This window comes from Metabacillus kandeliae (assembly GCF_021166585.1).
GTDB lineage: Bacteria > Bacillota > Bacilli > Bacillales > Bacillaceae > Metabacillus_B > Metabacillus_B kandeliae.
Window position 1 is genome coordinate 23,770 of record NZ_JAJOZE010000012.1, and the last position, 26,537, is coordinate 50,306.

The 26,537-nt window shown below is 43.8% G+C and carries 27 protein-coding genes and 1 riboswitch; of the genes, 6 read left to right on the plus strand and 21 right to left on the minus strand.

Annotation, left to right across the window (positions count from 1 at the left end; translation table 11 throughout):
* Positions 1 to 191: 191 nt before the first annotated feature.
* From LRR81_RS17920 to LRR81_RS17935, 4 genes are all read right to left on the minus strand, one after another.
* Positions 192 to 2,108: a heavy metal translocating P-type ATPase gene (locus LRR81_RS17920; protein WP_231790774.1), complete on the minus strand. Its 1,917-nt coding sequence runs from the start codon at positions 2,106 to 2,108 to the stop codon at positions 192 to 194.
* A gap of 168 nt (positions 2,109 to 2,276) precedes the next feature.
* Positions 2,277 to 2,699 carry a competence protein ComJ gene (comJ, locus tag LRR81_RS17925; RefSeq protein WP_231790775.1) on the minus strand — a complete coding sequence of 141 codons (423 nt, stop codon included), beginning with the start codon at positions 2,697 to 2,699 and terminating at the stop codon, positions 2,277 to 2,279.
* A gap of 34 nt (positions 2,700 to 2,733) precedes the next feature.
* On the minus strand, positions 2,734 to 3,174 hold the full coding sequence (locus LRR81_RS17930) for a NucA/NucB deoxyribonuclease domain-containing protein (RefSeq protein WP_269448727.1): 441 nt from the start codon (positions 3,172 to 3,174) through the stop codon (positions 2,734 to 2,736).
* 560 nt (positions 3,175 to 3,734) lie between these two features.
* A complete protein-coding gene (locus LRR81_RS17935) occupies positions 3,735 to 5,063 on the minus strand; it encodes a polysaccharide biosynthesis protein (protein ID WP_231790777.1) in 1,329 nt (442 codons plus the stop codon).
* Between the two features lie 150 nt (positions 5,064 to 5,213).
* On the opposite strand from LRR81_RS17935, the gene LRR81_RS17940 reads away from it, so the two are divergent.
* The 3 genes from LRR81_RS17940 to LRR81_RS17950 are packed head-to-tail and all read left to right on the plus strand — an operon-like array spanning position 5,214 to position 8,911.
* Complete coding sequence (locus LRR81_RS17940) at positions 5,214 to 6,707, plus strand: spore germination protein (RefSeq protein ID WP_231790778.1); 1,494 nt, start codon at positions 5,214 to 5,216, stop codon at positions 6,705 to 6,707.
* Positions 6,697 to 7,806: a GerAB/ArcD/ProY family transporter gene (locus LRR81_RS17945; RefSeq protein ID WP_231790779.1), complete on the plus strand. Its 1,110-nt coding sequence runs from the start codon at positions 6,697 to 6,699 to the stop codon at positions 7,804 to 7,806. Before LRR81_RS17940 ends, LRR81_RS17945 begins: the two co-directional genes overlap by 11 nt.
* The gene (locus tag LRR81_RS17950) at positions 7,787 to 8,911 is read left to right on the plus strand and encodes a Ger(x)C family spore germination protein (RefSeq protein ID WP_231790780.1); all 1,125 of its coding nucleotides are present in this window, start codon (positions 7,787 to 7,789) and stop codon (positions 8,909 to 8,911) included. The genes LRR81_RS17945 and LRR81_RS17950 overlap by 20 nt, the downstream gene beginning before the upstream one ends.
* A 43-nt stretch (positions 8,912 to 8,954) precedes the next feature.
* Here LRR81_RS17950 and LRR81_RS17955 read toward each other — a convergent pair whose 3' ends face one another.
* The 3 genes from LRR81_RS17955 to LRR81_RS17965 are packed head-to-tail and all read right to left on the minus strand — an operon-like array spanning position 8,955 to position 12,605.
* Complete coding sequence (locus tag LRR81_RS17955) at positions 8,955 to 10,019, minus strand: Ger(x)C family spore germination protein (protein WP_231790781.1); 1,065 nt, start codon at positions 10,017 to 10,019, stop codon at positions 8,955 to 8,957.
* Positions 10,016 to 11,113, minus strand: a complete 1,098-nt coding sequence (locus tag LRR81_RS17960; protein ID WP_231790782.1) for a GerAB/ArcD/ProY family transporter — start codon at positions 11,111 to 11,113, stop codon at positions 10,016 to 10,018. The genes LRR81_RS17955 and LRR81_RS17960 overlap by 4 nt, the downstream gene beginning before the upstream one ends.
* A gap of 16 nt (positions 11,114 to 11,129) precedes the next feature.
* Entirely contained in the window at positions 11,130 to 12,605 is a 1,476-nt protein-coding gene (locus tag LRR81_RS17965; RefSeq protein WP_231790847.1) for a spore germination protein, read from the minus strand.
* A gap of 248 nt (positions 12,606 to 12,853) precedes the next feature.
* On the opposite strand from LRR81_RS17965, the gene LRR81_RS17970 reads away from it, so the two are divergent.
* Positions 12,854 to 13,330: a sigma-70 family RNA polymerase sigma factor gene (locus LRR81_RS17970; protein ID WP_231790783.1), complete on the plus strand. Its 477-nt coding sequence runs from the start codon at positions 12,854 to 12,856 to the stop codon at positions 13,328 to 13,330.
* A 482-nt stretch (positions 13,331 to 13,812) separates the two neighbouring features.
* Here LRR81_RS17970 and LRR81_RS17975 read toward each other — a convergent pair whose 3' ends face one another.
* The 3 genes from LRR81_RS17975 to LRR81_RS17985 all read right to left on the minus strand — a co-directional run bounded on the left by LRR81_RS17975 (position 13,813) and on the right by LRR81_RS17985 (position 15,703).
* Positions 13,813 to 14,007: a hypothetical protein gene (locus LRR81_RS17975; protein WP_231790784.1), complete on the minus strand. Its 195-nt coding sequence runs from the start codon at positions 14,005 to 14,007 to the stop codon at positions 13,813 to 13,815.
* A gap of 72 nt (positions 14,008 to 14,079) precedes the next feature.
* Positions 14,080 to 14,724: an SDR family oxidoreductase gene (locus LRR81_RS17980; protein WP_231790785.1), complete on the minus strand. Its 645-nt coding sequence runs from the start codon at positions 14,722 to 14,724 to the stop codon at positions 14,080 to 14,082.
* A gap of 124 nt (positions 14,725 to 14,848) precedes the next feature.
* Positions 14,849 to 15,703 (minus strand): patatin-like phospholipase family protein, encoded by an 855-nt coding sequence (locus LRR81_RS17985; protein ID WP_231790786.1) that lies wholly within the window; start codon positions 15,701 to 15,703, stop codon positions 14,849 to 14,851.
* Between the two features lie 165 nt (positions 15,704 to 15,868).
* Between LRR81_RS17985 and LRR81_RS17990 the strand changes: the two genes are divergently transcribed.
* Entirely contained in the window at positions 15,869 to 16,051 is a 183-nt protein-coding gene (locus tag LRR81_RS17990) for a YkvS family protein (protein WP_231790787.1), read from the plus strand.
* A gap of 54 nt (positions 16,052 to 16,105) precedes the next feature.
* On the opposite strand, the gene LRR81_RS17995 is transcribed toward LRR81_RS17990, so the two are convergent.
* Positions 16,106 to 16,897 carry a peptidoglycan-binding protein gene (locus LRR81_RS17995; RefSeq protein ID WP_231790788.1) on the minus strand — a complete coding sequence of 264 codons (792 nt, stop codon included), beginning with the start codon at positions 16,895 to 16,897 and terminating at the stop codon, positions 16,106 to 16,108.
* A 279-nt stretch (positions 16,898 to 17,176) separates the two neighbouring features.
* Here LRR81_RS17995 and LRR81_RS18000 point away from each other — a divergent pair, with 279 nt between their 5' ends.
* On the plus strand, positions 17,177 to 17,746 hold the full coding sequence (locus LRR81_RS18000; protein ID WP_231790789.1) for a GNAT family N-acetyltransferase: 570 nt from the start codon (positions 17,177 to 17,179) through the stop codon (positions 17,744 to 17,746).
* A 308-nt stretch (positions 17,747 to 18,054) separates the two neighbouring features.
* Here LRR81_RS18000 and LRR81_RS18005 read toward each other — a convergent pair whose 3' ends face one another.
* From LRR81_RS18005 to LRR81_RS18050, 10 genes are all read right to left on the minus strand, one after another.
* On the minus strand, positions 18,055 to 18,702 hold the full coding sequence (locus LRR81_RS18005) for an esterase/lipase family protein (protein WP_231790790.1): 648 nt from the start codon (positions 18,700 to 18,702) through the stop codon (positions 18,055 to 18,057).
* Positions 18,703 to 19,025: 323 nt separating this feature from the next.
* Positions 19,026 to 19,523 carry a preQ(1) synthase gene (gene queF / locus LRR81_RS18010; RefSeq protein WP_231790791.1) on the minus strand — a complete coding sequence of 166 codons (498 nt, stop codon included), beginning with the start codon at positions 19,521 to 19,523 and terminating at the stop codon, positions 19,026 to 19,028.
* 14 nt (positions 19,524 to 19,537) lie between these two features.
* On the minus strand, positions 19,538 to 20,269 hold the full coding sequence (gene queE / locus LRR81_RS18015; protein WP_231790792.1) for a 7-carboxy-7-deazaguanine synthase QueE: 732 nt from the start codon (positions 20,267 to 20,269) through the stop codon (positions 19,538 to 19,540).
* A complete protein-coding gene (gene queD / locus LRR81_RS18020) occupies positions 20,259 to 20,705 on the minus strand; it encodes a 6-carboxytetrahydropterin synthase QueD (RefSeq protein WP_231790793.1) in 447 nt (148 codons plus the stop codon). The genes queE and queD overlap by 11 nt, the downstream gene beginning before the upstream one ends.
* Complete coding sequence (gene queC / locus LRR81_RS18025) at positions 20,702 to 21,391, minus strand: 7-cyano-7-deazaguanine synthase QueC (RefSeq protein ID WP_331716355.1); 690 nt, start codon at positions 21,389 to 21,391, stop codon at positions 20,702 to 20,704. Before queC ends, queD begins: the two co-directional genes overlap by 4 nt.
* Before the next feature lie 93 nt (positions 21,392 to 21,484).
* A riboswitch (PreQ1 riboswitch) is annotated at positions 21,485 to 21,529 on the minus strand.
* A 74-nt stretch (positions 21,530 to 21,603) separates the two neighbouring features.
* Positions 21,604 to 22,083 carry a hypothetical protein gene (locus LRR81_RS18030; protein ID WP_231790795.1) on the minus strand — a complete coding sequence of 160 codons (480 nt, stop codon included), beginning with the start codon at positions 22,081 to 22,083 and terminating at the stop codon, positions 21,604 to 21,606.
* A 12-nt stretch (positions 22,084 to 22,095) separates the two neighbouring features.
* Positions 22,096 to 22,851 carry a hypothetical protein gene (locus tag LRR81_RS18035; protein ID WP_231790796.1) on the minus strand — a complete coding sequence of 252 codons (756 nt, stop codon included), beginning with the start codon at positions 22,849 to 22,851 and terminating at the stop codon, positions 22,096 to 22,098.
* 119 nt (positions 22,852 to 22,970) lie between these two features.
* On the minus strand, positions 22,971 to 24,323 hold the full coding sequence (locus LRR81_RS18040) for a hemolysin family protein (protein ID WP_231790797.1): 1,353 nt from the start codon (positions 24,321 to 24,323) through the stop codon (positions 22,971 to 22,973).
* A gap of 290 nt (positions 24,324 to 24,613) precedes the next feature.
* Positions 24,614 to 25,351 carry a metallophosphoesterase family protein gene (locus tag LRR81_RS18045; RefSeq protein WP_231790798.1) on the minus strand — a complete coding sequence of 246 codons (738 nt, stop codon included), beginning with the start codon at positions 25,349 to 25,351 and terminating at the stop codon, positions 24,614 to 24,616.
* Between the two features lie 39 nt (positions 25,352 to 25,390).
* Entirely contained in the window at positions 25,391 to 26,425 is a 1,035-nt protein-coding gene (locus tag LRR81_RS18050) for a YkvI family membrane protein (protein WP_231790799.1), read from the minus strand.
* Positions 26,426 to 26,537: the final 112 nt, after the last annotated feature.

Sequence of the window (26,537 nt, forward strand, 5' to 3'; positions counted from 1 at the left end):
ATTTTCGAGCACCTGTTGATTGAAGTGGAAGGCGGGAGACTCCTGCGGGAGTGCAAGTGACGGGAGACCCCGCAGGAGAGAATCGACGAGGAGGCTCCCGCACTGCCCGCGGAAAGCGGACGCCTGAAACGGAAATCAACAGCCAACTTTAACAGAGCCAAAAAAACGGAGCCCAAACGGACTCCGTTTTTTTACCTTAACAGCCGCAAACCATTTAATATCACAAGGATTGTACTTCCTTCATGCCCGATAACACCGACAGGAAGTCCAAGCACCTGAAGAAAATTGGAACAGATCAACAGGCAGATAACAGCTAATGAGAAAATAACATTCTGCTTCACGATCCCGTTCATCCGCTTAGAGATGGAAATAGCCTTTGTTAATTTGGAAAGCTCATTTTTCATTAGAACGATATCAGCTGTTTCCAGTGCAGCGTCCGTTCCTTCCCCCATTGCGATCCCGATGCTTGCAGAAGCAAGAGCAGGCGCATCATTGATACCGTCACCAATCATGGCAGCAGTTCCAAACTCTTTTTCAAGCTTTTTCATTTCGTTCACTTTGTCTTCAGGCAAACAGCCGGCTATATAACGGTCAACCCCTGCCTCAGCAGCAATAGCCCTCGCTGTCTCTTCACTGTCGCCTGTCAGCATAACCGTACGGATGCCAAGTTTCTTAAGTTCCCTGATGGCAGCTGCTGTTTCAGGCCGGAGAACATCCTTTAATGCCAGCACGCCTGCGATGCCTTGATTGTCACGGATATAAACGACAGTTTTTCCTTCTTCAGCAAAATTTGCGTTGCGGCTCTGCAAAAACGCCGCTGCTTCCTCTTTTCCAGCAAGCTCAGCACGCCCAATTTTCCAGCTGTCCCCTTCAAGCTCAGCACTCACGCCAAAGCCTGACTGCTCTTTGGCAGCTATCCAGTCAGCCTTGAGATGGCCGTGCTTTTCTTCAATATGCTTTACAATGGCTTTTGCCAGCGGATGATTGGACTGCTTTTCAAGAGAAAGAACAGCTCTATAAAAGCTTTCCTCCGCCAAACCATCTCTGATCAGAACATCTGTCACTTCCGGCGTTCCCTTTGTTAGTGTGCCGGTTTTGTCAAATGCAATAACGCCTGCTTTTGACAGCTGTTCCAAATGAACTCCTCCTTTGAAGAGAAGGCCGTTTCTTGCTCCGTTTGAAATGGCTGACAAGGTGGCAGGCATAATGGACGCTACAAGCGCACAAGGAGAGGCCACTACCATCAGCACCATCGCCCTGTAAAACGTTTCACCCCAGCTCCATCCAAGAAGAAAATGAGGCAAAAACAGCATAAGAGCAACCGCCCCGAGAACTCCTTTTACATATGTGCCCTCAAACCTTTCAATAAATTGCTGAGAGGGTGACTTTTCGGATTGTGCAGACTGCACCATCACGAGAATTTTTTGAAAAAGCGTTTCACTGCTTTTCTTCGTGACCTTTACCGCAACAGAACCATTTACGTTCACTGTTCCAGCGAACACTTCATCCTGCACGTTCTTCTCAACAGGTATTGATTCGCCTGTAATGGCTGACTGGTCAATCGCTGTATTTCCCTTCGCAATGACCCCGTCTGCCGGCACTCTCTCTCCAGGCTTTACAAGGATCACATCACCTTCAGCAAGCGCTGAAACACCAACCCGTGTTTCATTACCGTTTACAAGCAAGACCGCTTCTTCAGGCTGCAATTCCAGCAGTGATGAAATTTCCCGTTTGCTTTTATTCATCGTATACGTTTCAAGCGCTCCGCTGAGAGAAAAAATAAAAATCAAAGCTGCACCCTCAGCCCAATAGCCGATTACGGCAGAGCCAATGGCAGCAAAGACCATCAGCAGTTCAACGTTCAATGTTTTCTCTGCAATGGTTTCCTCTATTCCTTCTTTTGCCTTTGCATATCCGCCAATGACAAAAGCCAAAAGATATAACCATATATGTGCTGAACCTGAATACTGGCGCTCAAGAAGCCAGCCGGCTAAAATCAGCACTCCTGAAAAAATAGCTGCAGCCAGCTCTCCATGCTCTTTCCACTTGGCAAGGAAAGGACTGACAGATGGGCGCTCCCTGGCTAATACTGCTTCCTTTTGTGTCATCTGCATCCCCCTAATTGAGAATCATAATCATAATCAATTACATAATCAATATCGAAAAAATCTGTTATCATTTGCTATATCAACATTATAGCAAATAACCTGCTTTTTTCAATAAAAGTTTTTAAATAATAATTATTATCGTTTATATTCCTTAAAAAAACCAGCTTTTCAGCTGGCTTCCTTTAATCCATCCCTTTTAAAAATGATGACATATTTCACTTTATAAAGTCCTTCTTTGTTTGGCTTTTCCAGTGGGATTGCCTGGCAAGTGACATAGTAATTCCCTGCCGGGATCGGATAAGACAGCTTTCCTGAAAGAATGCTCCGGATTTCTATCCCTTCATCAACCACCTGAAACGGAACTGTTACCGATTGAACAGCACCTTTTTCATCAGGCTCTGCATCCATCCAAACTTCAATTTCAGCCTCAGTACTTGCAAGCGCTGCAAAGGAAACAGCATCTTCTCCTGCCGTAAATCCTCTCTCTACTGCATCATCAGACCAATCCAAATGAGGCTTCTTTGCCCCCTTTTGATACACTGTGAACTGCTGGTAGGAAATCATTAATTTTTCCGGCGGCCACTGCTTCATCAAGTCACCTCCCATAGAACGAAAGTCTCTGATGTTATTGAACAACAAACAATACCCTTGTTCCGTCCGGATAATCCTCAAGCTGGTTGCCTACCCATGATCCTGCTCCCCTGTTATCTGAGGAAGGCACATATTCCACATCCGCCCCGTATCCGCCCTCTTCACACATCGCCATCGGCCACTCGTCCCGGTCATATCCGGATTTAGTCGGAATTCCTGCAAGTGATTCTTCACGGTTCTGATCCGCCCCAGCGCGGTCAATTGTGCAAACATCCGAGTGCCCGGCAGCGATTGCATCGTTCATATGAGCCGCTGTATAAGGATAGCGGTCAGAAGGGAAATAAATCACTTCATCATAGCTTGCAGCAGCCTCAGCTTTTTCCGCAGCAAAAGGCGTTTCAGCAGGAGCACCAGAACCAAAAGCAAACAAAACCGCAGCAGCAGCAACCAGAGCTTTCATCCATTTCATGGTCATATATCCCCCAAAGTTTTTATTTGTACCCTTTCAAAATAAATCATGGATGCTAACTTTCCTTTACTGCTCCATGAAGGAAAAGTAAAAGGTGAATTGCTGAATTGTAAATGTGGTTGGCCTGTCCTGCGGCAAATATCCTGAAAAGGGGGTTTTTATGGAATATAGGGGGTTGGGGTGAAAAAAAGGGAAGATTGGGCCAAGAGGTTTGGACGGGGAGGTCTCTGTCCCCATTAATATTAGGAACCTGACCCCCATTGCGTTAAAGCATCAAGGGACACGTCATCCTTCCCCTGAGCGTTGACAGACAAAGGCTAAATCATACTGTACCAGTCCTTCAGTCCTTTAGCACACCAAGGGACAGGTGACACTTAGTGTGTCCCTGTCCCTCAGCTAAGTAACGTATAAAAGGACAGAGACTGCCCATGAAAAGCCCTGCATTTTCAAGTGTTTATCCGTTTGGGGACAGGTCTTTAGTTCTGCGCTGTACCAGGGGACAGGCGCCTATTAAAAAAGGGGACAGAGACTCAAAGCCCTCTTCTCTCCCCCACCCCACCCTTCCATCAATAAGCCTTCCTCCCGCTCTCCCCCAAAAACACAGTCAACCCAATTTTCCGGCATATGGTCAAATAGTGCAGCATGGTTTGCAGTAAAATCCCCACATTCATGCCGATGATGATGCCGTTCATTTGAAAGCTTCCCATGGAGCCGAGCCAGTACATGATCAGAAAGGAGACAATGTTTGACCAAACACTGTGGTAAAAGGCATCCTTTACAAGCCCAAGCCCGATCAGATAGGCCTGCAGCGGATGGATAAAAAAGTGAAAGAGAAAATACGGCCAGAGCAGCTGCAGGAAAATTGGCGCTTTGACAGAGTGGAAAAACAGGTGTGTGAGCGGATCCGCAAAAATGTACATTATTGTTACAGCTGGTATTCCATATAGGCATGTTGCCCGCATTGATTGCTGCAGAAGCCTCCTGAGCCTCGCGCTGTCTCCTTTGCTTGCAGAATCAGAGACGTTCGGCAGCAGGGCGACCATGAGCGAGTGGGAGATAAAAGCCGGAAAGAATCCGATGGACATGGCGACTCCTGCCAGAAGCCCGTATTGTCCGGTTGCCGCTGTTCCTGAAAGTCCTGCCGCGATCAGGGCGCTTTTAATGAGAAAGGGTTCTATGGCGTTTGCGGCAGCATGAAATATGCGCAGTCCTGTTGTCGGAAGTGAGACGGATAATAGGCTTTTTCTGACTTCCTTGCCTGTCATTGCCGTATAATCAGCTTGTTTCAGAGTTTTTATTTGAAGGACATAGTGTGTGATCAGGTACAGAAAGACAACAGCTTCGCTTGCAACAAGAGTTGCCATTGAGACAAATAGGGAGGTTTCCGGGTTAAAGCTGATCCATCTGAATAATGCAAAAAGGACGGCGAGCTGAAAGACCTTCCTTAAAAACTGGGAAACCGCAATTTTATCCATCTGCTGTATTCCCATGAAATAGCCTCTTGCGAGAGAGGAGAAAGCAATAATCGGCACGAGCAAAAACAGCAGATACCTGACATACGGATGGTAGTCGTTAAAGATCGGCAGGAAAGGAATGACGGCTGCCATCAGCATAAGGACCATAATAGTTACTTTTACTGTCAGTTTGAAGGCATGGTGGAGCATGCTGTAATGGTATTCTTTTTGCTTTTCTGCCACAAACTTTGAAATAGAGATTGGCAGTTCGAGGCTTGAGATAACAACAACGAAAAAAATAAAGGGGAGGATGGACATATACATTCCCATTCCATGTTCACCAAGCTGCTTTGCCAAAATCATGTTAACAAAAAACTCCAGGCATTCCCCGGCAAAAGCTGCAATGACGAGCAGCATTGTTCCTTTTATAAACGAATCCATTCTCTCTCTCCTTGCCTTCATAGAATTCCCACTATCAGGATATGAGACAAGTTGCCTCTTTATTTCACTCCTCCCTTTCTCCCCTCTTTTTCTGCATATTTTACATCGTCTGTATCAAACTAAAAGATAGAGAAAAGTGAGGGATGCAGAATGCAGACACCAAAGGACGGTTCTAAAGAGACTTTTTTTACAGAACGGGAAAAGTGGACCGGAAAAACAGTGAGGGAAAAAATTACCCAGCTGCAATCGATATTTTCGGATACGAAGGATGCGAAGCTGCACACAGTGGAAATCAATCATTCCGTCCTTTCCTTTTTTTATTTGTCGCCAATGGCTTCAGAGGAGAAAATTCATGATGAGTTTATCCCAAAGCTGTTTCAGGCTGGAGAAAAAAATCTGCAAAGCATGCTTGAGGCAGCGGATACGGCGAACACTGGCGATCTTAAAAAAATTCTTCCAGAAATCATGTCCGGAAAAACAGCTGTTTTTCTTAATAATGAAAAGCAGGTGTACTTGCTTTCTTTCAGAAATAAGGTCAAGCGCTCCGCGGGAGAACCTAGTTCTGAGCGCATTATCCGCGGCTCTCACGATGGTTTTATTGAGGATTTGGAAAGCAATCTGTCCATTATGCGGTACCGTATTCAAAACCCTGATATGGCGGTTGAAACGTTTGATATTGGAAAGAAAAATAAAGTGAAAGCAGCTCTTGCCTATTTGAAAACGTCCTACGACCCTAATCTTCTGAAGGAGATTAAGAGGCGGATCTCTTATGTGGATGCAGAGATTGTGCTGACACCTGGCTATTTGGAGGAATACATAGAGGATGATCCCTGGTCGCTTTTTCCGCAAATGCTGAATACCGAACGTCCAGACAGAGTAGCTTCCAATCTTGTTGATGGCAGGATTGCGCTGTTTATGGACGGCAGTCCGACCGTATTAATTATGCCGACTACATTTTTTGCCTTTTACCAATCAACGGACGATTATAACAGCCGCTGGATTTCTTCCACGTTTGTCAGGCTTCTGAGGCTGGCGAGCTTTGTCATTGCCATTAACCTGCCGGCCTTTTATATTGCAACAGTTGCGTTTCATTTAGAAATTATTCCTCAGGAATTGATTGTTCAAATGAAGAACTCTGTTGAAGGCATTCCTTATCCTCCAATTTTAGAGGCCATGCTGATGGAGCTGACGATTGAATTAATCAGGGAGGCTGGAATCCGGCTGCCAACTCCGATTTCCCAAACCATTGGCATCGTAGGCGGTTTGGTCATTGGCGATGCCGTCGTCCAGGCAGGCTTAATTTCCAACCTTATGATTGTGGTGGTAGCCGTTACTGCGGTATCTTCCTATGTTGTGCCGTCCAGTGAAATGAGCACGACCGTAAGGCTTCTCCGCTTTCCATTAATGATCCTTGCCTCCATTTTCGGTTTCATCGGCATGATTTTCGGGATTATATTTATTTTGACAAAGCTTTGCAAGCTGGAGTCCTTTGGAAGACCCTATTTCGCTCCTGCAGCTCCTTTTAATCTGCAAGGGCTCACAGATACCTTCATCAGGCTTCCTGTCTGGATGAAAAAAGAAAAGGGGAGCTTTTTAAAGAAAAAGAAGCGTGCTGGAAGAGGATGGGATAAAAATGAACAATAAAAAGCTCACTCTTTTTCAGCTGTATATGCTTGTTATCCAGACCCAGGTCGGAATAGGCGTCCTCTCCCTTCCCTCCCTGTTGTTCCAGGGAGCAGGCAAGGACGGCTGGATATCGCTCTTAATCGGCAGTTTTATTATTGATGGGGTTTTGCTGCTCTATTTTCTGCTTCTGAAAAAACACCCGGATAAAACGCTCTACGAAGTGTTGTTGCTTTTTTTCGGAAAAAAAGCAGGCAAGCTCTTTATTTTGCTGTATGCCGCCTATTTCCTTTCTATAGGAATCACCATTGTAGTGCAGTTTGAACGAATCATCAGCCGCTGGGTGCTTCCTGAAACTCCGACTTGGATCATCGGACTGTTTTTGATCTTCCTTGCAGCCTATCTTGCCAAGGAATCTTTAGTGATCATCAGCCGCTTTGATGTTCTGGTTTCTCCTTTCCTGCTTGTCCTGGTCATTTTTATATCTTTTGCTCTTAAGGATGCCAATTACCTCTTCATCTTTCCTATTGGCGAGGAGGGGTTAATGAGCATTATCTCAACTAGTAAAAATGCGATGCTTTCCCTCCTTGGGTTTGAGATTCTTTTTTTCGCAGCACCGATGACAGAGGGATCTGAGAAAAAGAAGATTCTTGCGGGCATCCTTGGCTTTATGTCTACAACACTTTTGTACTTGTACGCCTGTATTGTCAGCTTTATTTATTTCAGTCCGGAAGAAATTCCGCTAGTGCCGGAGCCTATTCTATATTTGCTGAAATCGTTCACCTTCAGAGTGATTGAACGGACAGATCTCTTGTTTCTGTCGCTCTGGGTTGTGCTTGTTCATAATACGCTAACATCCTATCTCTATCTTTCTTCGGCCGGTTTGACATTTTTGCAGAAAAAGAAAAAATCGCACCGGAAGTTTATTTGGATTCCTGCCATTTCCCTTTTTATCGGGACATTGTTTCCAGAGAAAACAGATGAAGCTGTGACGGCTTTTTCAAAATATGTTTCTTACAGCAGCTACCTTTTTGTGTTTCTGATTCCCTGCGCCGTCATTTTGCTCAGCCTTTTTATAAAGAAAAAGGAGACTGATAATCGTGAAAATCAAAAGGCTTAGCCTCACAGCGGCAGCCATGCTTTTTCTTCTGGCTGGCTGCTGGGATCAAAACCTGCTGAAGGATGTCCGGCTGATCCGGGTAGCGGCTTATGATCTCGATAAAGACGGCTTGCTGAAAAATTCAGTATTGGTGAGAAGAGCAAAAAACGCTGGCGGAGGAGCAGCCACAGAGGAAGACCTTCAGGTATATGACGGCACAGGGCCCTCTCCAAGGAGCATAAGGGATGTGCTTGACAGAAAGATTGATAAGCGTTTTGAAGCATCTAAGCTCCGAGTGCTGCTGTTTGGAGAAAGCTTGGCGAAAACGGACATTTTTCATTTAATGGATGTTTTTTACCGTGATCCAAAGTCTGCAATCAATGCAAAAGTTCTTGTCGTTGAAGGCGAAGCAGGCGAACTTATTAAAACCTCTGCAGAACAGGAAATAAAGGCCAGCGATTATATTGCCGATTTAATTGAAAGCGCCCAAAGAGCCACCTTCACGAGGGACATTAATATTCAATCGATCTGCTCGGAAATGGTGGATCCCGGACAGGATTTTACGCTTCCCATGATTAAAACAGATGTTGACCAGGTTCCTTCCATTAATGGGCTTGCTTTGTTTGACACATATAAAATGACCGGAAAGCTTTACGGTTCAGATGCCGTCCTCTATCAGCTGATGGATAATGTATTAAGCAAACAGGCCCGTCTTACCGATAAAGTGCTGACAGGGCATGCGTATCCTTTTATGGATTATATGACAATTGACGTTGCCGGATTAAAAAGAGAGCTGTCCATCTCAGCACCTGACGAGAACAGCATTTCCGCAAGGCTTACGCTGAAGGTGAATGCGAAAGTGATTGAATTCCCGCATAACGAGCTGACCAACACGGAGCTTGTCAAATCTTTAAACAAAAAATTGTCGCAGAATTTGACTGCAAGAGCAGAAGCCATCATCTCCAAACTTCAGGAAGCGAATTGTGATGGGCTGGCCATTGGCAGGCATCTAATTTCAGAGCATCCGAAGACATGGAAAAAGCTGAAATGGAAAGAAGTTTATCCGAACATCAAAATTATTCCTAAAGTACAGGTAAACATTATTCAAAAAGGCATTGTGAGTTAGCCTATAGAAAAGCCCGCCGGTTTTCCCGGCGGGCTTCCTGTTTTTACTCTACAACCCCTGATTCAGAAACCTCAACATCTGCTTTAATGGTAACATCTAAATTATGATAATTCTTTTTCCATTCGCTGAGATTAAGCCCTCTTACCGTGTGTTTGGCCTTTTCGCCAATCCCGATTGGATCTGTATTGAGTTCTTTAAACTGAGTAATCATTTCATTCGTTTTTTTCTCAATGATCTTTTTAAATGTTTTTTCAATTGTCGCTAATACTTTGGGCGTCAGCTTCTTGCCTGAATACTCCGGGATGGAGCCAGTAACCTTCATGGAAATAAAAACTTTATTAGGATTCTTTTTATCAATTTTCAGCTTGGAATCTGAGCTGATGGTTTTAATGGATGAAACTTTCCCATTTGGCAATACAAGGTTATAGTTTCCTTTCGTATACTCATCTGTCAGCAGCTTAAAAAACATCATATCATCAACAGGGATTTCCCCCACCATTTTTTTGTTATGAAACAGCGCCATGCCGTCAATTTCCAGTTTCCCTTCCCCGGCACTGTTGAAAATCGGCAAAAAGTTATCCTTTCCTTCTGAGTAATAATTGTAGAGAAAAAGATGCAGATTATTTCTTGGCACATCCCTTGTTTCAATATTCTGCCTGATCATGTTGTATAGGTAATCAGCTGTTCCCTGAGTTCCGTAGTCTGCCTGCAGCACTTCACTCGCCTTCCCTCTTGCCACAGCAAGGAAAACGTTTGATCCGATGCTTGCATCTCTTTGAAAGGTATCAATTACATCGTAAAACCCCTCTTTTGCCATATCCTCTCCAAATAACGCCACTTCAAGCTTTCCGTAAACAAGCGGATTTGAGGACTGCTTTTGCAAATTGATGAACATCTCTCTGTAGTATTTTCCCGTGTCTGTTATGATTTCTGTTTGTACTGGCTGATCTTTTAGGTAAACCGGGATGACATCTGTTCCAGTAAAACCGCCGTTTTCCGCTTTATCTACCCCAAAGCCCATTACAAAGTTTACTTCATCTATGACTTCTTTTTGCATGCATCCTGCTGTAAATAAGAGCAGCAAGCAGACTGGCAAGATTTTTTTCATCCTTTTTGCTTCTCCTTTACCTTACGGATTACAAATGTCAAAACAAATAAGAGCGGGATATATACATAGGTTAAATAAAAGCCGGCCTGTCCCATAAAGTCATTTAGAAAATTGATTTGCGCTCTGTTTCTAAAAAGATTGGTCATAAAGTAGCAGATAATTAAAACAATCACGATCGTCTTCTTTTGACGAATTAAAAACACCTGCTTCATCCCTCTTGACGCACACCAAAGCATTAAAGCAACGTTCGGCAAAATAATTAAATTCCAGTTGGCAATGCCGATGTATTCAAACCGTTCAACAAAAGGCATTTCAACTACCTTCCATAGAGTCAGTGTTGCCCAGATGTTTTTCTGAATCTGCTCTTCGCTGAAGTAGATAATGGAAACAACCGCAATCAGCAAATAAACAAACGTTGTAACAGCAATCCCAAAGTGGCCCCATTTGGCTGATTTTTCTGGATTTTTTATAAAAGGATAGTAAAAGAAAATGGATTCAAAACCGAGCAGAGAAAGCGACATTTTGTACATTCCCCCGAAAAGCTCCATTGGAGAATGATGAAAAATCGGCAGCAGATTATAATAGTGAGCGTACTTCAGAGGGAAAATGAATGTAAAAATCAAGTATGCAGGGAGTATAACGCCTAAAAAGGCGATTCCTGCTACAATCCGGAATCCACCGGATAAAATATAGTACACGAGCAAATAAAATAAAAACGTGAACACCCACACATTTAAATCCGGAAAAACCCATACTTCCACAATTTCTGTATAGGTGATGAGAACCGTCAGCCCGAGAAACATAAAATAGCCTGTAATCAATAATGAAAAAGCGTGACCAAGCCACTTCCCCAAGTATTCCTTATGCAAATCAACAATATTTTTCCCCTTCGACCTTTTCAGCATCGTGACAATCATCCAAAAAGAAAGGTGAGCAATGATTCCTGATAAAATAACCACCATCCAGCCATCGTTTCCTGCTTCTTTTGCTATGATGCGCTGAAAACCCAAAACACCCACACCAAATTGAATGGAATGGGTTAGATAGAAAATCATAAAGGGCGATATTTGGGCTTTTTCAGAAATCCTCGACATAGCGGATGCCTTCTTCCTATTCGTCAATATCTTTGTTCTGCTTTGCCTTCTTAGGATCTGTTTTCTTCTCATCCTTTGTCCGCAGCTGAACTGGGCGTTTGGTCATCACGGAGTATGGCAGCCTGATGAAGGAATCCTTCATATCCTTCAGTCTTGGAGGAAAAATCGGTGCCAGATACGGTCTGCCAAGAGAGGTCAGCCGAAGCAGATGTACTGCCAGGAAGTTAAAGCAAAAGACAATTCCCACAAGCCCGTAAAATTCTGCAAAGAATAAAAATGGAAAGCGCAGAAAACGGATTGTATTGCTCACAAGGTAGAGCGGTGTACTGAAGGATGCCAGTGCGGCAAGTGCGACAATGATCAGCAGAACATTACTTGTCAATCCCGCATCTACTGACGCAGTCCCAATGACAATTCCCCCCACAATGCCGATCGTCTGGCCGACCTTTGTCGGCAGCCGTGCACCGGCTTCTCTGAGAAGCTCAATGCCAAGCTCCAGAAACAGCACTTCCAAAAGAGGTGTAAGCGGGACATTTCCTCTTGAACTCACAAGCGTGTTCAGCAAATCTCTTGGTATCAATTCATAATGATAATTCAGGGCCGCCACATAGACAGGCGTGACCAATATCGAAAAAGCGACCGAAAACAGGCGGAGCATCCTGAAAAAAGACGCAAGGATATAGTTGAAATAATAATCATCAAAAGCAAAGAAAAATTCCATCAGTGTGGTTGGACCGAGCAGAACATGCGGAGAGCCGTCAACAACGATTGCTACCTTACCCTGTGCAATGGCTGACGCTGCCCTGTCTGAGCGTTCCGTATCCAGCAGCTGCGGAAAAGGAGAATGCTGGTTATCAGCGATAATCTGTGTAATGAAAGAGCTGTCGACAATCTGATCGTATTGAATATCGGAAATCCGCTGCCACACCGTGTTCACATTTTCCTTTTCCGCAATATTCTCCAGATAAACAACCGCGATTACGGTTTTGGAAATATCCCCGACCTGAAGCTCCCTTACCTTTAAATCATCTGCCGGAAGCCTTTTACGAATCAAATTAAGATTCGTATCGATGCTTTCAACGAAAGCTTCTTTAGGGCCGATTACACTGAATTCCACTTCAGGAACAGTAACAGCGCGGGTTCTGTTAAGAGTGGCCTTAATCAGCAAACAAGGAAGAGCATACCTTGATGACGAGATCATGACATATCCCTGGTTAAGCTTCTCCCTAATGTCATCTGTATCAATAGAGATGGATGCTTCTTCCATCGGCAGCATATCTTTTAAGTCCTGCAGCTGACCCCACTGTTTGCCGGCAGCATAAGGAAGAATGCTTTCCTGCAGGATTTTCGGATCAACAAGGGTGCGGAAATAAGAAACCCAGTAATGCACCTCAGTTCCTTCCGCCTCAAACCGGATGAAGTCAGAGGAACGCTGAAGAACAGCCATTACTTCTTCCATGGAAGACTTCGGGCTGCCATCCAGCTTGTTCATTTTTCTCATGCTGATATCACCACGGCTTTTTATGTAGTGTTCTTATTTTGTGAAAAAACATGGCAAATATACCGACAAGGGTTTTTGCAACCGCTTACTTATAAAAAAATGAATTTCATAGATGCCATAATAAATAAAATCCAGTTATCATCTAGCAGAAAACGAGATTTTTCCTCTTCAAAATTAACTTTTAGTATACAGGTAACGGCCGAATAAAAAAGAACGCGTTCTTACAAGGAACGAGAAAAGTGATCAGACAGGAATTTGAGGAAACTGCCATTCAATACACACCGATGATTTTTCATCTGCTGAAAAAACTGAACATTACTTCAGGCAAAGAAGAATTTTTTCAGTCAGCGCTTCTTGCCCTATGGGAGGCATCATTAAAAGCTGATCCCGAAAAAGGCTCGCTTGATTCCTACTATTATCATTGCATGAAAGGAACACTGCTGAATGAGCTCTCGTCAAATTCCAGATGGAACAGCGGCAATTTTTTAATTGGACAAGTGCCTGAAAATGCGGCGGAATACAAAGAAAACGGACAGCTGTTTGTTCTTGATCAGCTTCAGCGTTTTCGCCCGCTGCTGACTGAAAAGCAGTACAAATGGCTTGCCGCCTACACACTTTACGGGCTGACAGTGAAAGATATCGCCGCAATGGAAGGGGCAACAGAAGCAGCGGTAAAAAGCTGGAGAAAAGGGGCCTTAAAAGCCATCCGGAAATAAGAAAAGCGCAAGCGGCTCGTTCAGCCCCGCCGAGCGGTGGAGGAAAAATCCGAAAAGTCCGGGTTTGACTTTTTGGATTTTTCTGAAGCGACTCAAGGGGCTAGCCGCTGGAGCTGGACATCACGAAAAGCGGAGGCCGCTCGTTCAGCCCCGACAAGCATAAGACGATCAGCCGGGGAAAGGCGACCTTTCCTTTCCGTGGATGAGCGGCTTATGACCTCGAGGGGCTAGCGGCCGGAGCTGGACACCAAGAAAAGCGCAAGCGGCTCGTTCAGCCCCGACAAGCATAAGACGATCAGCCGGGGAAAGGCGACCTTTCCTTTCCGTGGATGAGCGGCTTATGACCTCGAGGGGATAGCGGCTGGAGCTGGACACCAAGAAAAGCGCAAGCGGCTCGTTCAGCCCCGCCGAGCGGTGGAGGAAAAATCCGAAAAGTTTTGATAGCATAAAAAAAGGAAAGAGTGCGCGGCACTCTTTCCTTTTTAGCTTCTGGGAGTTTCCATGTATTGATAAAGAACGGCTCCTCCACGCTGGCCGATTCCTCTGAAATGCTTAAAGTCTGGTCTTTTAACAAGTACTTCCCGAAAAGGGAGAAAGTCTTCCTTGGTGATATAGCATTCTTTTATTTCATTGTTTTTCAGCTGGTCCATTAAAGATGAAGCTGTATTGCTGTCCATGGTGCTCCTCCTCTTGCAGGCTCTGTTCTTTAATAGTAAGTTTACAGCCGGCAAGCACCATTATCAACCTTTCTATTCAAACAGGTTTCTCAGTGCCTCATTAATATCTAAATTTCCGGATAAGATTTCAAAGGTCAGGTTCTTCGTATACTCATTTTCAAGAGATTGGACGAGCACTTCAGCTACGTCTTCCCGCGGAATTTCACCATCACTTTGGCCCAAAGAAGTTTCAGCCATGATTTTCCCTGTTTCAGGATCATCTGTCAGCGGTCCCGGTCTGACAATTGTATAAGGAATCTCTGATTCCATTAAGTACTCGTCAGCTATCGCTTTTGCTTTAAGATATGTTGCCATGGCACCGGACTGCTCTTCAGGGATATCGGCTCCCATTGAGCTAAGCATGGTAAAATGACGGACATTCTCATGCTTAGCAGCATCGATCAGCTTTTTAGCCCCTTCCTGGTCTACTGCTATCGTTTTGTCCTCCCCTGTTGAACCGCCGGAGCCTGCTGCGAAAATAACGGCCTCTGTTCCTTTAACAGCCTCTGTTACGTCTCCTTCAAGATCGCCTATAACAGTCTTTGCACCTAAGCTCTCCAATTCTTCAGACTGGCTTTCATCCCTGATCATGGCAATCGGCTCATGTCCTTTTGCAGCCAGCTTTTTTACTATGTGCTTGCCAGTTGTTCCGTGTGCTCCTGCTACTAGTACCTTCATGGTATCACCCTTTTTTATGGATTGGTTCTGTTTAATGGAATGATGAACTCCTTGAACAGAACCTTTTGATAAAGTATGGTGTACTTTTCCCATCCAAAAAGGAGGATAAACAATTGAGCCGGTTTTACTGGGCATTCAGCCAGGTGACTAAACTGCCGTATGTTTTTTCAGCGTCTCTCTTCCCCTGCTCATAAAGCTTCTCAAGCTTTGCTGGATTTCGTTCAATCCGGTCCATCTCCAGCGGCTCTGCCGGTCTAATAACAAACGCTTTCCCCGCTTTTTCCTGTTCTTCAATAAAAGCCATTGTGTCATTATACATGCTGTACCTGTTCAGAATGGCTGAGACGAGGTTTGGAAATTGGCGGAATGTTCTTCTCATCAGCCAGTCCATCCTGGGCTTCTTTTTTATGTACCCGGCATTTCTTGTGAGAATAAGAACATTTTTACTGTTGCCGTCATCGATTGATTTTTTGATAGGAATGGAATCTGTTATGCCGCCATCCAGCAGCTGTTTATTTTGGTAAGGCACAACAGGCGAGATAAACGGAAGCGAGCTTGAAGCCCTCAAAATCGTTAATATATCGCTTCCATACGTTTCTTTGTCAAAATACATCGGTTTGCCTGTATAGCAATCGGTTGTTCCAACTAGGAAAGTCTCAGGACTTTGCATAAAAGCAGTAAAATCAAACGGCACAAGCTTGTTCGGAATCTGGTCGAAAATAAAATCCATACCAAACAGCTGGCGTTTTTTAATAAAATTTTGAAATGAGAGATATTGAGGATCTCTTGCATAATCTATGTTAACTGTGCGGTTTCTGCCCTTTTGGCGGGACAAATAAGAAGCAGCGATGCAGGCACCTGCCGAAACTCCTATCACATAGGGAATATAAAGATCCTTTTCCATGAAATATTCCAGCACGCCTGCCGTATAAACGCCTCTCATTCCTCCTCCTTCCAGTACAAGACCGGTTGAATTCATTGCGGCTCTCTCTCCTTTCCCTCTATGACACTATAGTATAATTTTTTTTGCTTCACTATCAATTCATTCACATTTTTTTCTAATTCTGCTCTTTACATAATAAAAGAAATAGTGCAAAATGTTCTCTAATGGGGGTTTACAGCAAATATAGAAGGAGAGAGGACATTGAAAATCGCCAAAATTGGGAATATCATTGAGTTTAAGAACGGCTTAAAAGGTATTGTAGAAAAAGTGAATGAAAATTCCGTTATTGTTGATTTAACTTATATGGAGAATTTTCAAGACCTTGAACTTGAAAGCCGTACTGTAGTAAACCACAAAAATTATAAAATTCTTTCAGATAATTAACAGCGCTTACTTTTTAACACTCAAAAAACGGAGGGAGATCCCTCCGTTTTTTATTTATTCATATACAGTAATTTTGACAGGCTTGCGGCCCCATTTCATGGCATCATGATTTTCTGCCGTGAATACGTCTATTTCTTTTCCGTTAATAGCTCCGCCAATATCACCCGCTATTGCTTTTCCATAGCCTTCTACTTCAACGACAGATCCAAGCGGAATGACATCAGGATCTACCGCAATTACTTTACCGCTTGAGTATTTCTTCAGATCCATGCCGATTTTGGTAACTCCTGAACAGCCCTGGCAATTCGCAGTGTAAGCCGTACTGGTTACCGTCATGGTTTTCACTTGTTTTTTCGCCTGCTTTTCAGCAAGCTTCGCCATTGTTTTCGGTCCAGCTATTCCGTCAGCTGCCAATCCTTTTTTCTTCTGAAATCTTTTGACAGCATCTGCTGTACTTGCCCCATAAAGTCCGTCAGGCGAACCGTTCAGTAAATCCCATTCGCTTAAGAGACGCTGAAGCTTTATAACAGGCCTTCCCATATCCCCTTTTCGGAGAATTTTCAAGATTCCGGCTGTTTTCTTTCCAGCAATGCCATCTTCTTTTAGATGATACTTTTTTTGAATTTCTTTTACTGATTTTTCTGTTATGCTGCCAAAATACCCTGTAGCTTTTGTGTAAGGGAATACGTGCTTGGCCATTAAATATTCCTGCAGCTCTTTCACATCATTGCTGCTTGACCCCGGCTTTATCGGTGTATCTCCTATTGCTGCATAGCTATTGGCAGGACTGATGACTGCCGCTCCGATTAGAAGCGTTCCAAGAGCAAAATTTACTTTTTTAAACATGCGGCTCCTCCTGACTGATAAATGTTCCATTTAAACAAATACGCTTGCTTGCCAGGTTTGTAGGTGTTATACCGGGAAAACAATGCAGAAGGACTATTAATTACTAGATTCTAGTAATTACAGGGACTTCCCATTAAAATCTAAAAAACACTACTATATTTACATATTAATCCAGAGAATTTAAGGAGATGGCAGGAATTAGCGAAAAAAAGAGGAATAGGTAAGGATAGCCGCACAGCCTAAAAAGCGCAGTAAATAACTATGTTAGGAGGCGAAATGATGATTGCCAACCATTTTCCTTCCCTTTCCACAAACAGGCTGCAATTAAGAGAGATAACGGAAAGTGATGCCCCAAGACTCTTTGAAATATTTTCAAAGGATGAAGTTGTAAGCTTTTATGGAATGGAAAAAATGACTGAGTATGCTGAAGCGGAGAAACTGGCCGGAAAGTTTATTGAAGCATTTCAATCAGGTACCTCTATTCGCTGGGGGATTACCATAAAAGATACACACGAATTAATCGGTACAGCAGGATTTCACAACTGGAACAAAACTCATTTCAGAGCCGAAGCCGGCTATGAAATCCACCCTGATTTTTGGCGAAGAGGATATGCCAGCGAATCCTTAAAATGCATCATTCAGTACGGATATCAATCGTTAAATCTGCACCGGATCGGGGCAACAGTAAGACCTGAAAATATCCCGTCCTTAATGCTTTTGAAGAACATGGGCTTTGAAGAAGAAGGCATTTTGAAAGGATATCAATATTCACAAGGAAGCTTCCATGATTTAATGCTTCTTTCGATAAGGAATGAGCGGAGCGATGTTGCTTATTTGAATGTGCTGTAGTTATTGATGGCATCCTTGTTGTACTCAGTACTTACTGAGGGGCATTAGAAAAGCTTAGTTTGGTGACATAATCCAGGATGTTGATTTCCGCTCCAGACGGCTTCGCTTTCCGCGGGCGTGCCGGGGAGCCTCCTCAGCGCTTTAGCGCCTGCGGGGTCTCCCCTGCCCCGTACTCCCGCAGGAGTCTTCGCCGACTTCCGCTCCAATCAACAGTGCTCTTTACAAAGCCGCCTCCTGATGTCTTAATAAACGAACGGCATTATACAGAACATAATAAAGGAGCTGCAGAATGCAGCTCCTTTTTGGCATTATTTGTTTGTATTGCTTCCGCCGCCGTTCAGGCCTTCTTTAATTAATTCATTGACCTGGCTGTTTACCAGCATGCCAAGGTGGCCAGGGCCTGTAATTTGGACGTTTTTTGCACCCTTTAGAGGGGAAAGCCATTTGTTTACCACAAAATCGTTATTGCTGTAAATGGAAGTGTACAAGATTTTATGATTTGGGTCCGTTCCAGCGGGTGCTTCGCTTGTGACCATTTTATTCGGCGAGCCGAAGGTCACCACATCATTCACTTTGCTTCCGCCGCCGTACTTTAAGATGTAAGTGAGCGCATTTGGCCCACCCATACTGTGGCCGACAATATCAACCTTTGATTTTCCGGTTTTCTTCAGCACTTCATCAACATAGGATGCCAGCTGTTTGGCATTATGAGCATTGTTTCCTGTTTTATCGTTCATTTCAATTGCATAGAGCTCATCATCTGACCAGCCCTGGTTTTTCAAATAATTTTCAATGCTGTAGAAAGAAGCACCGATGCCTCCAGCTCCATGAATGAAAATGACAGGATCATGGTCTTTTGCTTCCGCTGCATGGCCTGACGCGGGAAGAAAGCCTGCACCTGCAATAGAAAGAATTGCCGCAGTAATGACAGAAAAGAAAAAATGATTTTTTTTCATAATGCCCTCCTTTTGTTTGCTTTCTTGCTACCTTCATTGTTCTATATCCAGGAGAAGCAAACAAGAGGTAATGCCTGGCAATGATGGAATGCTTTCAGGTTATTAAAGCCAAAAAACCTTAAGAGAAAAAGGAAGGAAATAGGATATCGAAATATGCGATAATGATAGTAAAGGAGAGGATCATTATGGAATTATTATTAGGGTTTCTTTCATTTGCGGGTGACGTTCTTTCGGCTTGGGCCATATCACTTTGGAGTTCCATAAGCGAGCCAAAGAAGAATTAAGGAACAAAAAAAGAGACAGTTTCCTGCCTCCTCTAATCCTTAGCGATTATTCACTGTCTCCGGGTAAAGATCATGATTCATCAGGCGGTAATCTGCCATTTTCTCGTATTTTGTTCCGGGACGGCCATAATTTGTGTAAGGATCAATAGAGATGCCGCCTCTTGGAGTGAATTTGCCCCATACTTCTATATATCTTGGATTCATTAAAGAGATTAAGTCGTTCATGATAATATTCATGCAGTCTTCGTGAAAATCCCCATGATTCCGGAAGCTGAAGAGGTACAGCTTTAATGATTTGCTTTCTACCATCAGCTGATCCGGAATGTAGCTGATGTAAATGGTAGCGAAGTCAGGCTGGTTTGTTTTTGGGCAAAGAGAGGTGAATTCCGGGCAGTTGAATTTCACAAAATAATCCCGGCCAGCATGTTTATTTTCAAAGCTTTCCAACACTTCAGGGGAGTAGTTGAACAAATAATTTGTTCCCTGATTTCCGAGAAGAGTGACACCCTTCAGTTCATTTTCATTTCTTCCGCTCATGTTTATTCTCCTTTTTATACGCCGCGTTTATTTCCCCATATAAGCGTGTGCAGCTGAGGCAGCACGCGGACATTGTTTAATTCTTCATCCTCTGTTACTAAGTCGATCAGCCATTCATACTTTTGCAGAAGGATGGAAAGCAGCTTCGCATCATCCCGCTCAGCAAGGTCTTCATTTCCAGTCTGCAGATAAAACGGAATCATCGGATACCGCTTATGAACTGCTTTCGCAAAAGCCAGGTCCTCTTCATTAAAAATGACAACCTTTAAACTCGTATGGCTGAGTCTGCCGCTGCCTTCCAGCTGATCGATAATATCATCCAAAACAATAAAGTTCGTTTTCATTCCTGAACTCGGCGGTTTAGGAGACAATGTTAAATCATCCACACGCAAAAACCAGTCCTGGTACCTGCTTCCCTGTGTTTCAATAGCAGCAGCTATGTTCTCCTTATGAAGAAGATCAATGAGGTGCCCGATATTTTTCAGCAGTGCAGGGTTTCCTCCTGAAATGGTCACATGTGAAAACCGGCTTCCCCCTGCCTTTCGCAATCTTTCCCATACATCTTCTGCAGTGAGCATTTCAATATCTTCTTTTGCAGAACCGTCCCATGTAAAAGCAGAATCACACCAGCTGCAGGAATAATCGCAGCCAGCCGTCCTGACAAACATTGTTTTCTGTCCAGCAACCATGCCTTCACCTTGAATCGTCGGCCCGAATACTTCCAGTACAGGAATTTTATCCCTCATGGCTTTTCACCTTTTTCGGCCGGTAAACCACATAGCTTGTTGGTGTTTCTCTGACAAAAACCTGTACGCATGTGGGTTTGTTTGCCAGTGTATCAAGGTCCTTTTGGATTACCTCATAGATGATCCTCGCTGTCACTTCTGTTGTTGGAAAATAATTTCTATTCTCCATAGTAAAAAGATCTTGATGATTATTCAAAACAGTGTGATCAAACTTCTTATGAACGAGATCCTTGATGCGTTTAAAATTGACCAAAAACCCCGAGTCATCTAGGTCATCCCCTGCAATCGTGATATTAATAAAATATGTGTGGCCATGCATATCCTGGCATTTCCCAGCATCAGTGTGCGGGATGAAGTGTGCCGCTGAAAGGTGAAAATCCTTATTCAGCTCATAGCAAAAGGGATGGTTCGCCTGTGGATAGATTTGCTGAATCATTTCGCTGCACCTGCCTTTTTCGCAAGATATGCATCAAGACCCTTTTTCCGCAGTCTGCATGCCGGACATTCCCCGCAGCCGTCTGAAATTACGCCATTATAGCAGGTAAGCGTTTTTGTCCGGACAAACTCCAAAGCGCCAAGATCATCTGCAAGCTCCCACGTTTCCGCTTTATCAAGCCACATAAGAGGTGTATGAATCACAAGCTGTTCATCCATTGCAAGATTGATCGTCACATTGCAGGACTTGACAAACTGGTCTCTGCAGTCAGGATAGCCGCTGAAATCCGTCTCACAAACCCCTGTTACAATGTGTCTTGCGTTTACCTGTTTGGCGAGAATAGAAGCAAAAGAAAGAAAAACCAAATTTCTGCCTGGAACAAAGGTAGATGGCAGTTCTCCTTCTTTTTCTGTTATCTCAATTTCATCTCTCGTTAAGGCGCTTGGCGCAAGCTGGCTGAGCAAAGACATGTCAAGAAGATGGTGTTTTACTCCTAGCTCCTCTGCAATGCTTGCCGCTGATTGAATTTCGAGATGGTGCCGCTGATTATAATGAAAAGTGACACATTCCACCTCTTTAAATTGCTGAAGAGCCCAAAACAGGCAGGTCGTGCTGTCCTGTCCGCCGCTGAAAACGACGATGGCCTTTTCGTTTTTCATGTTTTTCCTCCTCTTGGAGGCTCTCACAACCTGTTCATTTACAAAAATAAAAGCACCTCTATATGACAGAGGTGCCCCAGGATTCTATAAAAACAAAAAAAATAACCATATCCAAGGATATAGTCCTTAGTTTTTTATAGAGGGTTGTGCTAGAACCTCTCCCGCATGTACGGATTTTTTTATAAAGTTGTTTAAGCTATTCTACTATATCACGCTCTCACTCATATTTCCACTGTCTATTAACTTAATCCGCTGTCTCTTTTCAGCCGTCCGACACCGCATGCTCCATTTGCGAGCAGGATTTGCTGGACCTTTTCTGTCTGTCCCCGCGGGCAGTGGATTAGAAGGACAACATCCATTTCTCTTCCAGATCTTTTCCGCATGCTGATGCCTTTCTTTTTCTTATAAAGAAAATTGACCGCAAGACCGAGGAAAATGCCTGCCAAAAGGCCGAAAAGCCCCCAAAGGACAGGGCCTAAATAGAGATGAAGGCCGTAGATGGAGCCAAGAAGCATAAACACAGCACCAAAAGCAGCAGCAAGGTCCACCATGCTTTTCCCATCTGTATGATAGCTTTGGTCCATCAATGCCGCTCCTTTTTCTTTCATTTGAAGCGGAACGGCGAGGATTTGCTGTTTGCCAAGGCCGATTTCTTCCAATTCGGTTAATGCCATTTCAATGCTTACGGAATGCGGAAACGCCGAAAACAAATATTCCACTTCATCACGCCCTTACTGTTGAGGCATTCTAAACCCCTGATTCTGATAATCCCTTTCCAGAAAAAGAGCCTGTTCTTTATCCATCAGCTTGTTATACTCAACCGTATTCACATAGGAATCGTATATAATAAACACATACAGGGAAGGCAGATAAAGAAAGTACTGAGGGTCAGCTCCAGCATGAACCTTTCCAAACCACCCGCCTGCCGTATATAAAATACACGGATACAATTTTGCATAGTAAGCAGCATAAATCCAAAGAACAAGCCCAAAAATGATGGAAGGCAGCCTATTCAGGTAAATGTGCCCCAAACCAGGGGTGAGAGCTGACCAAAACAGCGCCAGTACCGGCTTTCTCTTTTCCAAAATATTAATTTCAAAGGAGCAGAAATTTTTCATTTTGATATGATAGCCCTCTCTGCAGGCAAGAATATAATATTTATTGTAAGCATTGGCTCTCCGGTAACAGTCCCAGATTGAATAAACATACACCGTAATATACAGCCATAAGCCTTCTTCCCGCATCATCTCCAGGGCTAGAGGCGCTTTGCCGATCATGCTGTAATAAATGGCCCTGTTCAGCTGGCAGTAATTGTTCATCACTACTTCCCAAACCATTAGAATAAACCCTGTCATGTATTTCCCCAGCAAATAATGGCCAAACCCCGGAAATGCTGCAGACCACCAGGCAATAATCCACGGATTTCTTAAATGAAAAATATTTGTTGTTGTCGGGCTGATAGAAGCAGCATACCTTCGGATTGTCATTTTCGTTCTCCGGCAAACTTTTTCTCTAGTTTGGTTATAACAGCTTTTAAATATGCAGCATGGCTAAAAAGATGGTTTAAAAAGAAAAAACGCCTCGGCATAAGGCGTTTTTTTCAAGTTTATTGAGGAGTGGCAGCAATGCCCTGTGAATCCATAACAGGCACCTGTTCCTCTTCTTTTACGTGGCGCGTCAGTTCCAAATATTGAATGTGATGGTTTTCCATATCCCTGACCCGAAACGTGTAAGGGGAAAGCTCAATAACGTCTCCCTGCTGCACATCATACTTTTCAGTCTGAATCCAGCCCCCGATTGTATCAACATCCTTATCATCGATCTCCAGTCCGAACAGATCGTTGATTTCACTGACAAGCACTTTTCCGTCAAGGATATATTTGTTCTCATTTACTTTTTGAACATACGGAACTTCATCTGAATCAAACTCATCCCTGATTTCCCCGACAATTTCCTCTAAAATATCTTCGACTGTCACAAGTCCTGCCGTGCCGCCGTACTCATCAATCAGGATGGCCATATGAATCCGCTCCTTCTGCATCTTAACGAGGAGATCATGAATGGCGATTGACTCAATGACTTGAATAACAGGTCTCATATATTTTTCCAGGGAAAGCTTTCCGCTCGGATTGTTCTGAATCAAATCTGTAAAAACCTCTTTAATATTGACCATGCCGACGATATGGTCTTTATCCCCATCTACAACTGGATAGCGCGTATATTTTTCATTTTTCATCGTTTCAAGGTGCTCTTCAAGAGGTTCACCAATTGAAAGAGAAACAATTTCAGTTCTTGGCACCATAATTTCCTTTGCAATCCGATTATCAAATTCAAATATTTTATTCACATATTTGAATTCAGATTGGTTAATCTCCCCGCTTTTGTAGCTGTCAGACAAAATGATCCGCAGCTCTTCCTCACTGTGCGCTCCTTCATGCTCTGAAGCAGGCTTCAAGCCGAACATACCCGTAACAAATCTCGCGGAACTGTTCAAAGCCCATATGAAAGGATACAGCACCTTGTAAAAAAGGATAAGCGGCCTTGCAAACCACAGGCTGATTGTTTCAGCTTTTTGGATAGCAAGGGATTTGGGAGCAAGCTCTCCAATCACGACATGCAAAAATGTAACAATGGCAAACGCCAGCAAAATGGATAAAACAGGCGAAATTGGCTTTAAAAAAGTGAAGCTGCCGAGCAAGGGGCTGATAATATGCTCAAGCGTTGATTCGCCGATCCATCCCAGGCCAAGGGCTGTTACTGTAATCCCCAATTGGCATGCGGACAAATACTCATCCAGATTATGAATGATTTTTTTCGCTGCAAGTGCATTATGACTGCCTTCTTCTACCAGCTGGTCGATGCGGGAACTTCTTACCCTGATAATGGCGAATTCCGATGCAACAAAAAATCCGGTTAAGGCAATCAATAGTGCGATAAGCACCAAATTTACTATGTCCAAGTAGTTTCCTGTTTCCGGCAAGACGGAAAAGGAAGTCACCTCCTGAATTTATGAATTAAACAAATAGCGTTTAACACACCTTTCTTATTAAGAGAATCATAATCTAAAAAAAACCAATCAGTCAAACGTAATACTTCAACGATTTTCTAATAAATATGACGAAAATGTTTTAAAAATACCCTCTGGCATTGCCGGTTCTTACCTTTTTGCAGGATATCTTCCTCTTACCGGCTTTTTTGAAAACAGCTTAGGGCCATTCACACGCAAAAAAGCCCCTGAGAAAGGGCTTTTTACTGTTCCTTTAAACCTCTGTAGCGCGAGGTGGTAATTTCTTGCACGTAAGGAGCCAGTTCAGGCATTTTCATCTCCCTTGCGATGTTAATGGCCCGTTCAATATCATATGGAACTCTTGCAAGCTGGATCGAAAATGGCGCCTTCTCTTTCATGCCAATTTCCCCTTCAATAACCGCGTAGGATGCCTGCGGCAAATCAAGCGGATTTCCGACACTGCCTGTATTAAACAGCGTTTTTCCATGAAAATGCTGTACAAACGCCTGGTGAACATCGCCGTAGCCGACTACATCAGGCTGAGGCTCATCCATTCCTGTTAATTCCGTATTTTCAAACATGCCCAGCCGCTTTTCCAGACTGTCCCAGGGTTGAACCCTTGTATAAAGGCTGTATGGAGAAGCATGAAAAAGACGGATCCTTCTGCCGCTCATCACCAAATCCTTAGAAAAAGGCAAACCCGCCAAATAGCTGCAGTCCCCCTCATCCAGCTGGGCCTGATGCCATTTCAATGTCTCAAACTCCGTCTCCTTAATAATGAAATCATCCCAATTCCCCTTAACCGTCAGCTCACAGGCTTCCTGAATCATCGCAATTGCTTTTTTTGATTCAGGGCCCTTTCCCGCCAAATCGCCGAGGCAGAAAATTCTGCTGATATTCTGCCTGCTAATCTGCTCCAGAACGGCCTCAAGTGCCGGAATGTTTCCATGTATATCTGATATAACCGCAATTTTATCCATTCTTTTTCCCCCTGAAAAATGTTCATTTTGCCGCACCGCTTACTTAGCAGGCATCCTCTTAACAGCCAGCAGTACAAGAAACCCTAATGTGATAAAACCAAGAAGAGGATAAATAAAAGAAATCAATTTGCTGTATCCATAAAGGCTGATCACATAGCAGACAGCCAAAATGCCCGCCACAATCGCCATTCTTGGAGCTTTAACGTACCGCAGAAGCAGCTTCTCCATTCCGTATATATTCCCTATAACAGAAGTAAAAACTTCCCCGTAAATAACAAGAACATAAATATAGTAGGCAGCAAAAAAAACCGTCTGCATCACCTGTGCCATTGGAATATCATACTTCATCACATCAGGCAGCAGCAAAAGAGCAAAGTGGCTCCCGAGCAGAATAAACCCCAATATCGCGCCGCCTAAATACCCGCCGTACTTCAGCACTTTTTCATCCTTCACCTCTGACGCAAGCGGGACAAGCACCGCCTGTGATAAAGCCAAATTGTATGCCACATAGCAAATAGCTGCCTGAAGCCACTGAAAGGACACTGCTTCCTTCTTATTCATCATAATGGAAAAGTCACTTCCCAAAAAGGAAGAAACCGTAACCGTCAAGCTCAGCAGAAGAAGCATCGGAACAACAAGCATATTCACCCCGACCAGTCCTTTGACCCCTCTCATCATAACCAATATCGTTAAAAAAGAAATCGCCAGAATCCCAACTTGTGCCGGAAGATGAAGCCTTTCCTTAAAAATAGCTCCTCCTCCTGACAGCATGACAGAGGTGACACTGAACAATAACAGCATCATTATGGCATTAATTAACCCCCCGGCCCATTTCCCAAACAAAAATCGATTAAAATCTTCAAACGATTTGGCACGGATCCTTGCAGAAATCACCATAATCTTCGTCCCAAACACCATGAACAGCACCCCGGCAACCGCAATCCCAAACGACCCTGCAGGCCCATATTTCGTAAAAAACTCTACAATCTCCCTGCCTGTCGCAAACCCTGCTCCCACTACTGTCCCGACATAAACAAATGCCACCTGAATCACACCAGCAAAATCACGCCTCATGTCTCACCTGCTTTGTTGTCTTTCTATATAAGTATGAGACAAGTTGTGAAGTAAGAAGAAGTTCCTTTGTTGGGGTGTGTTTTTTGGGGTGGGTGGTTTGCGGGGATTGAGA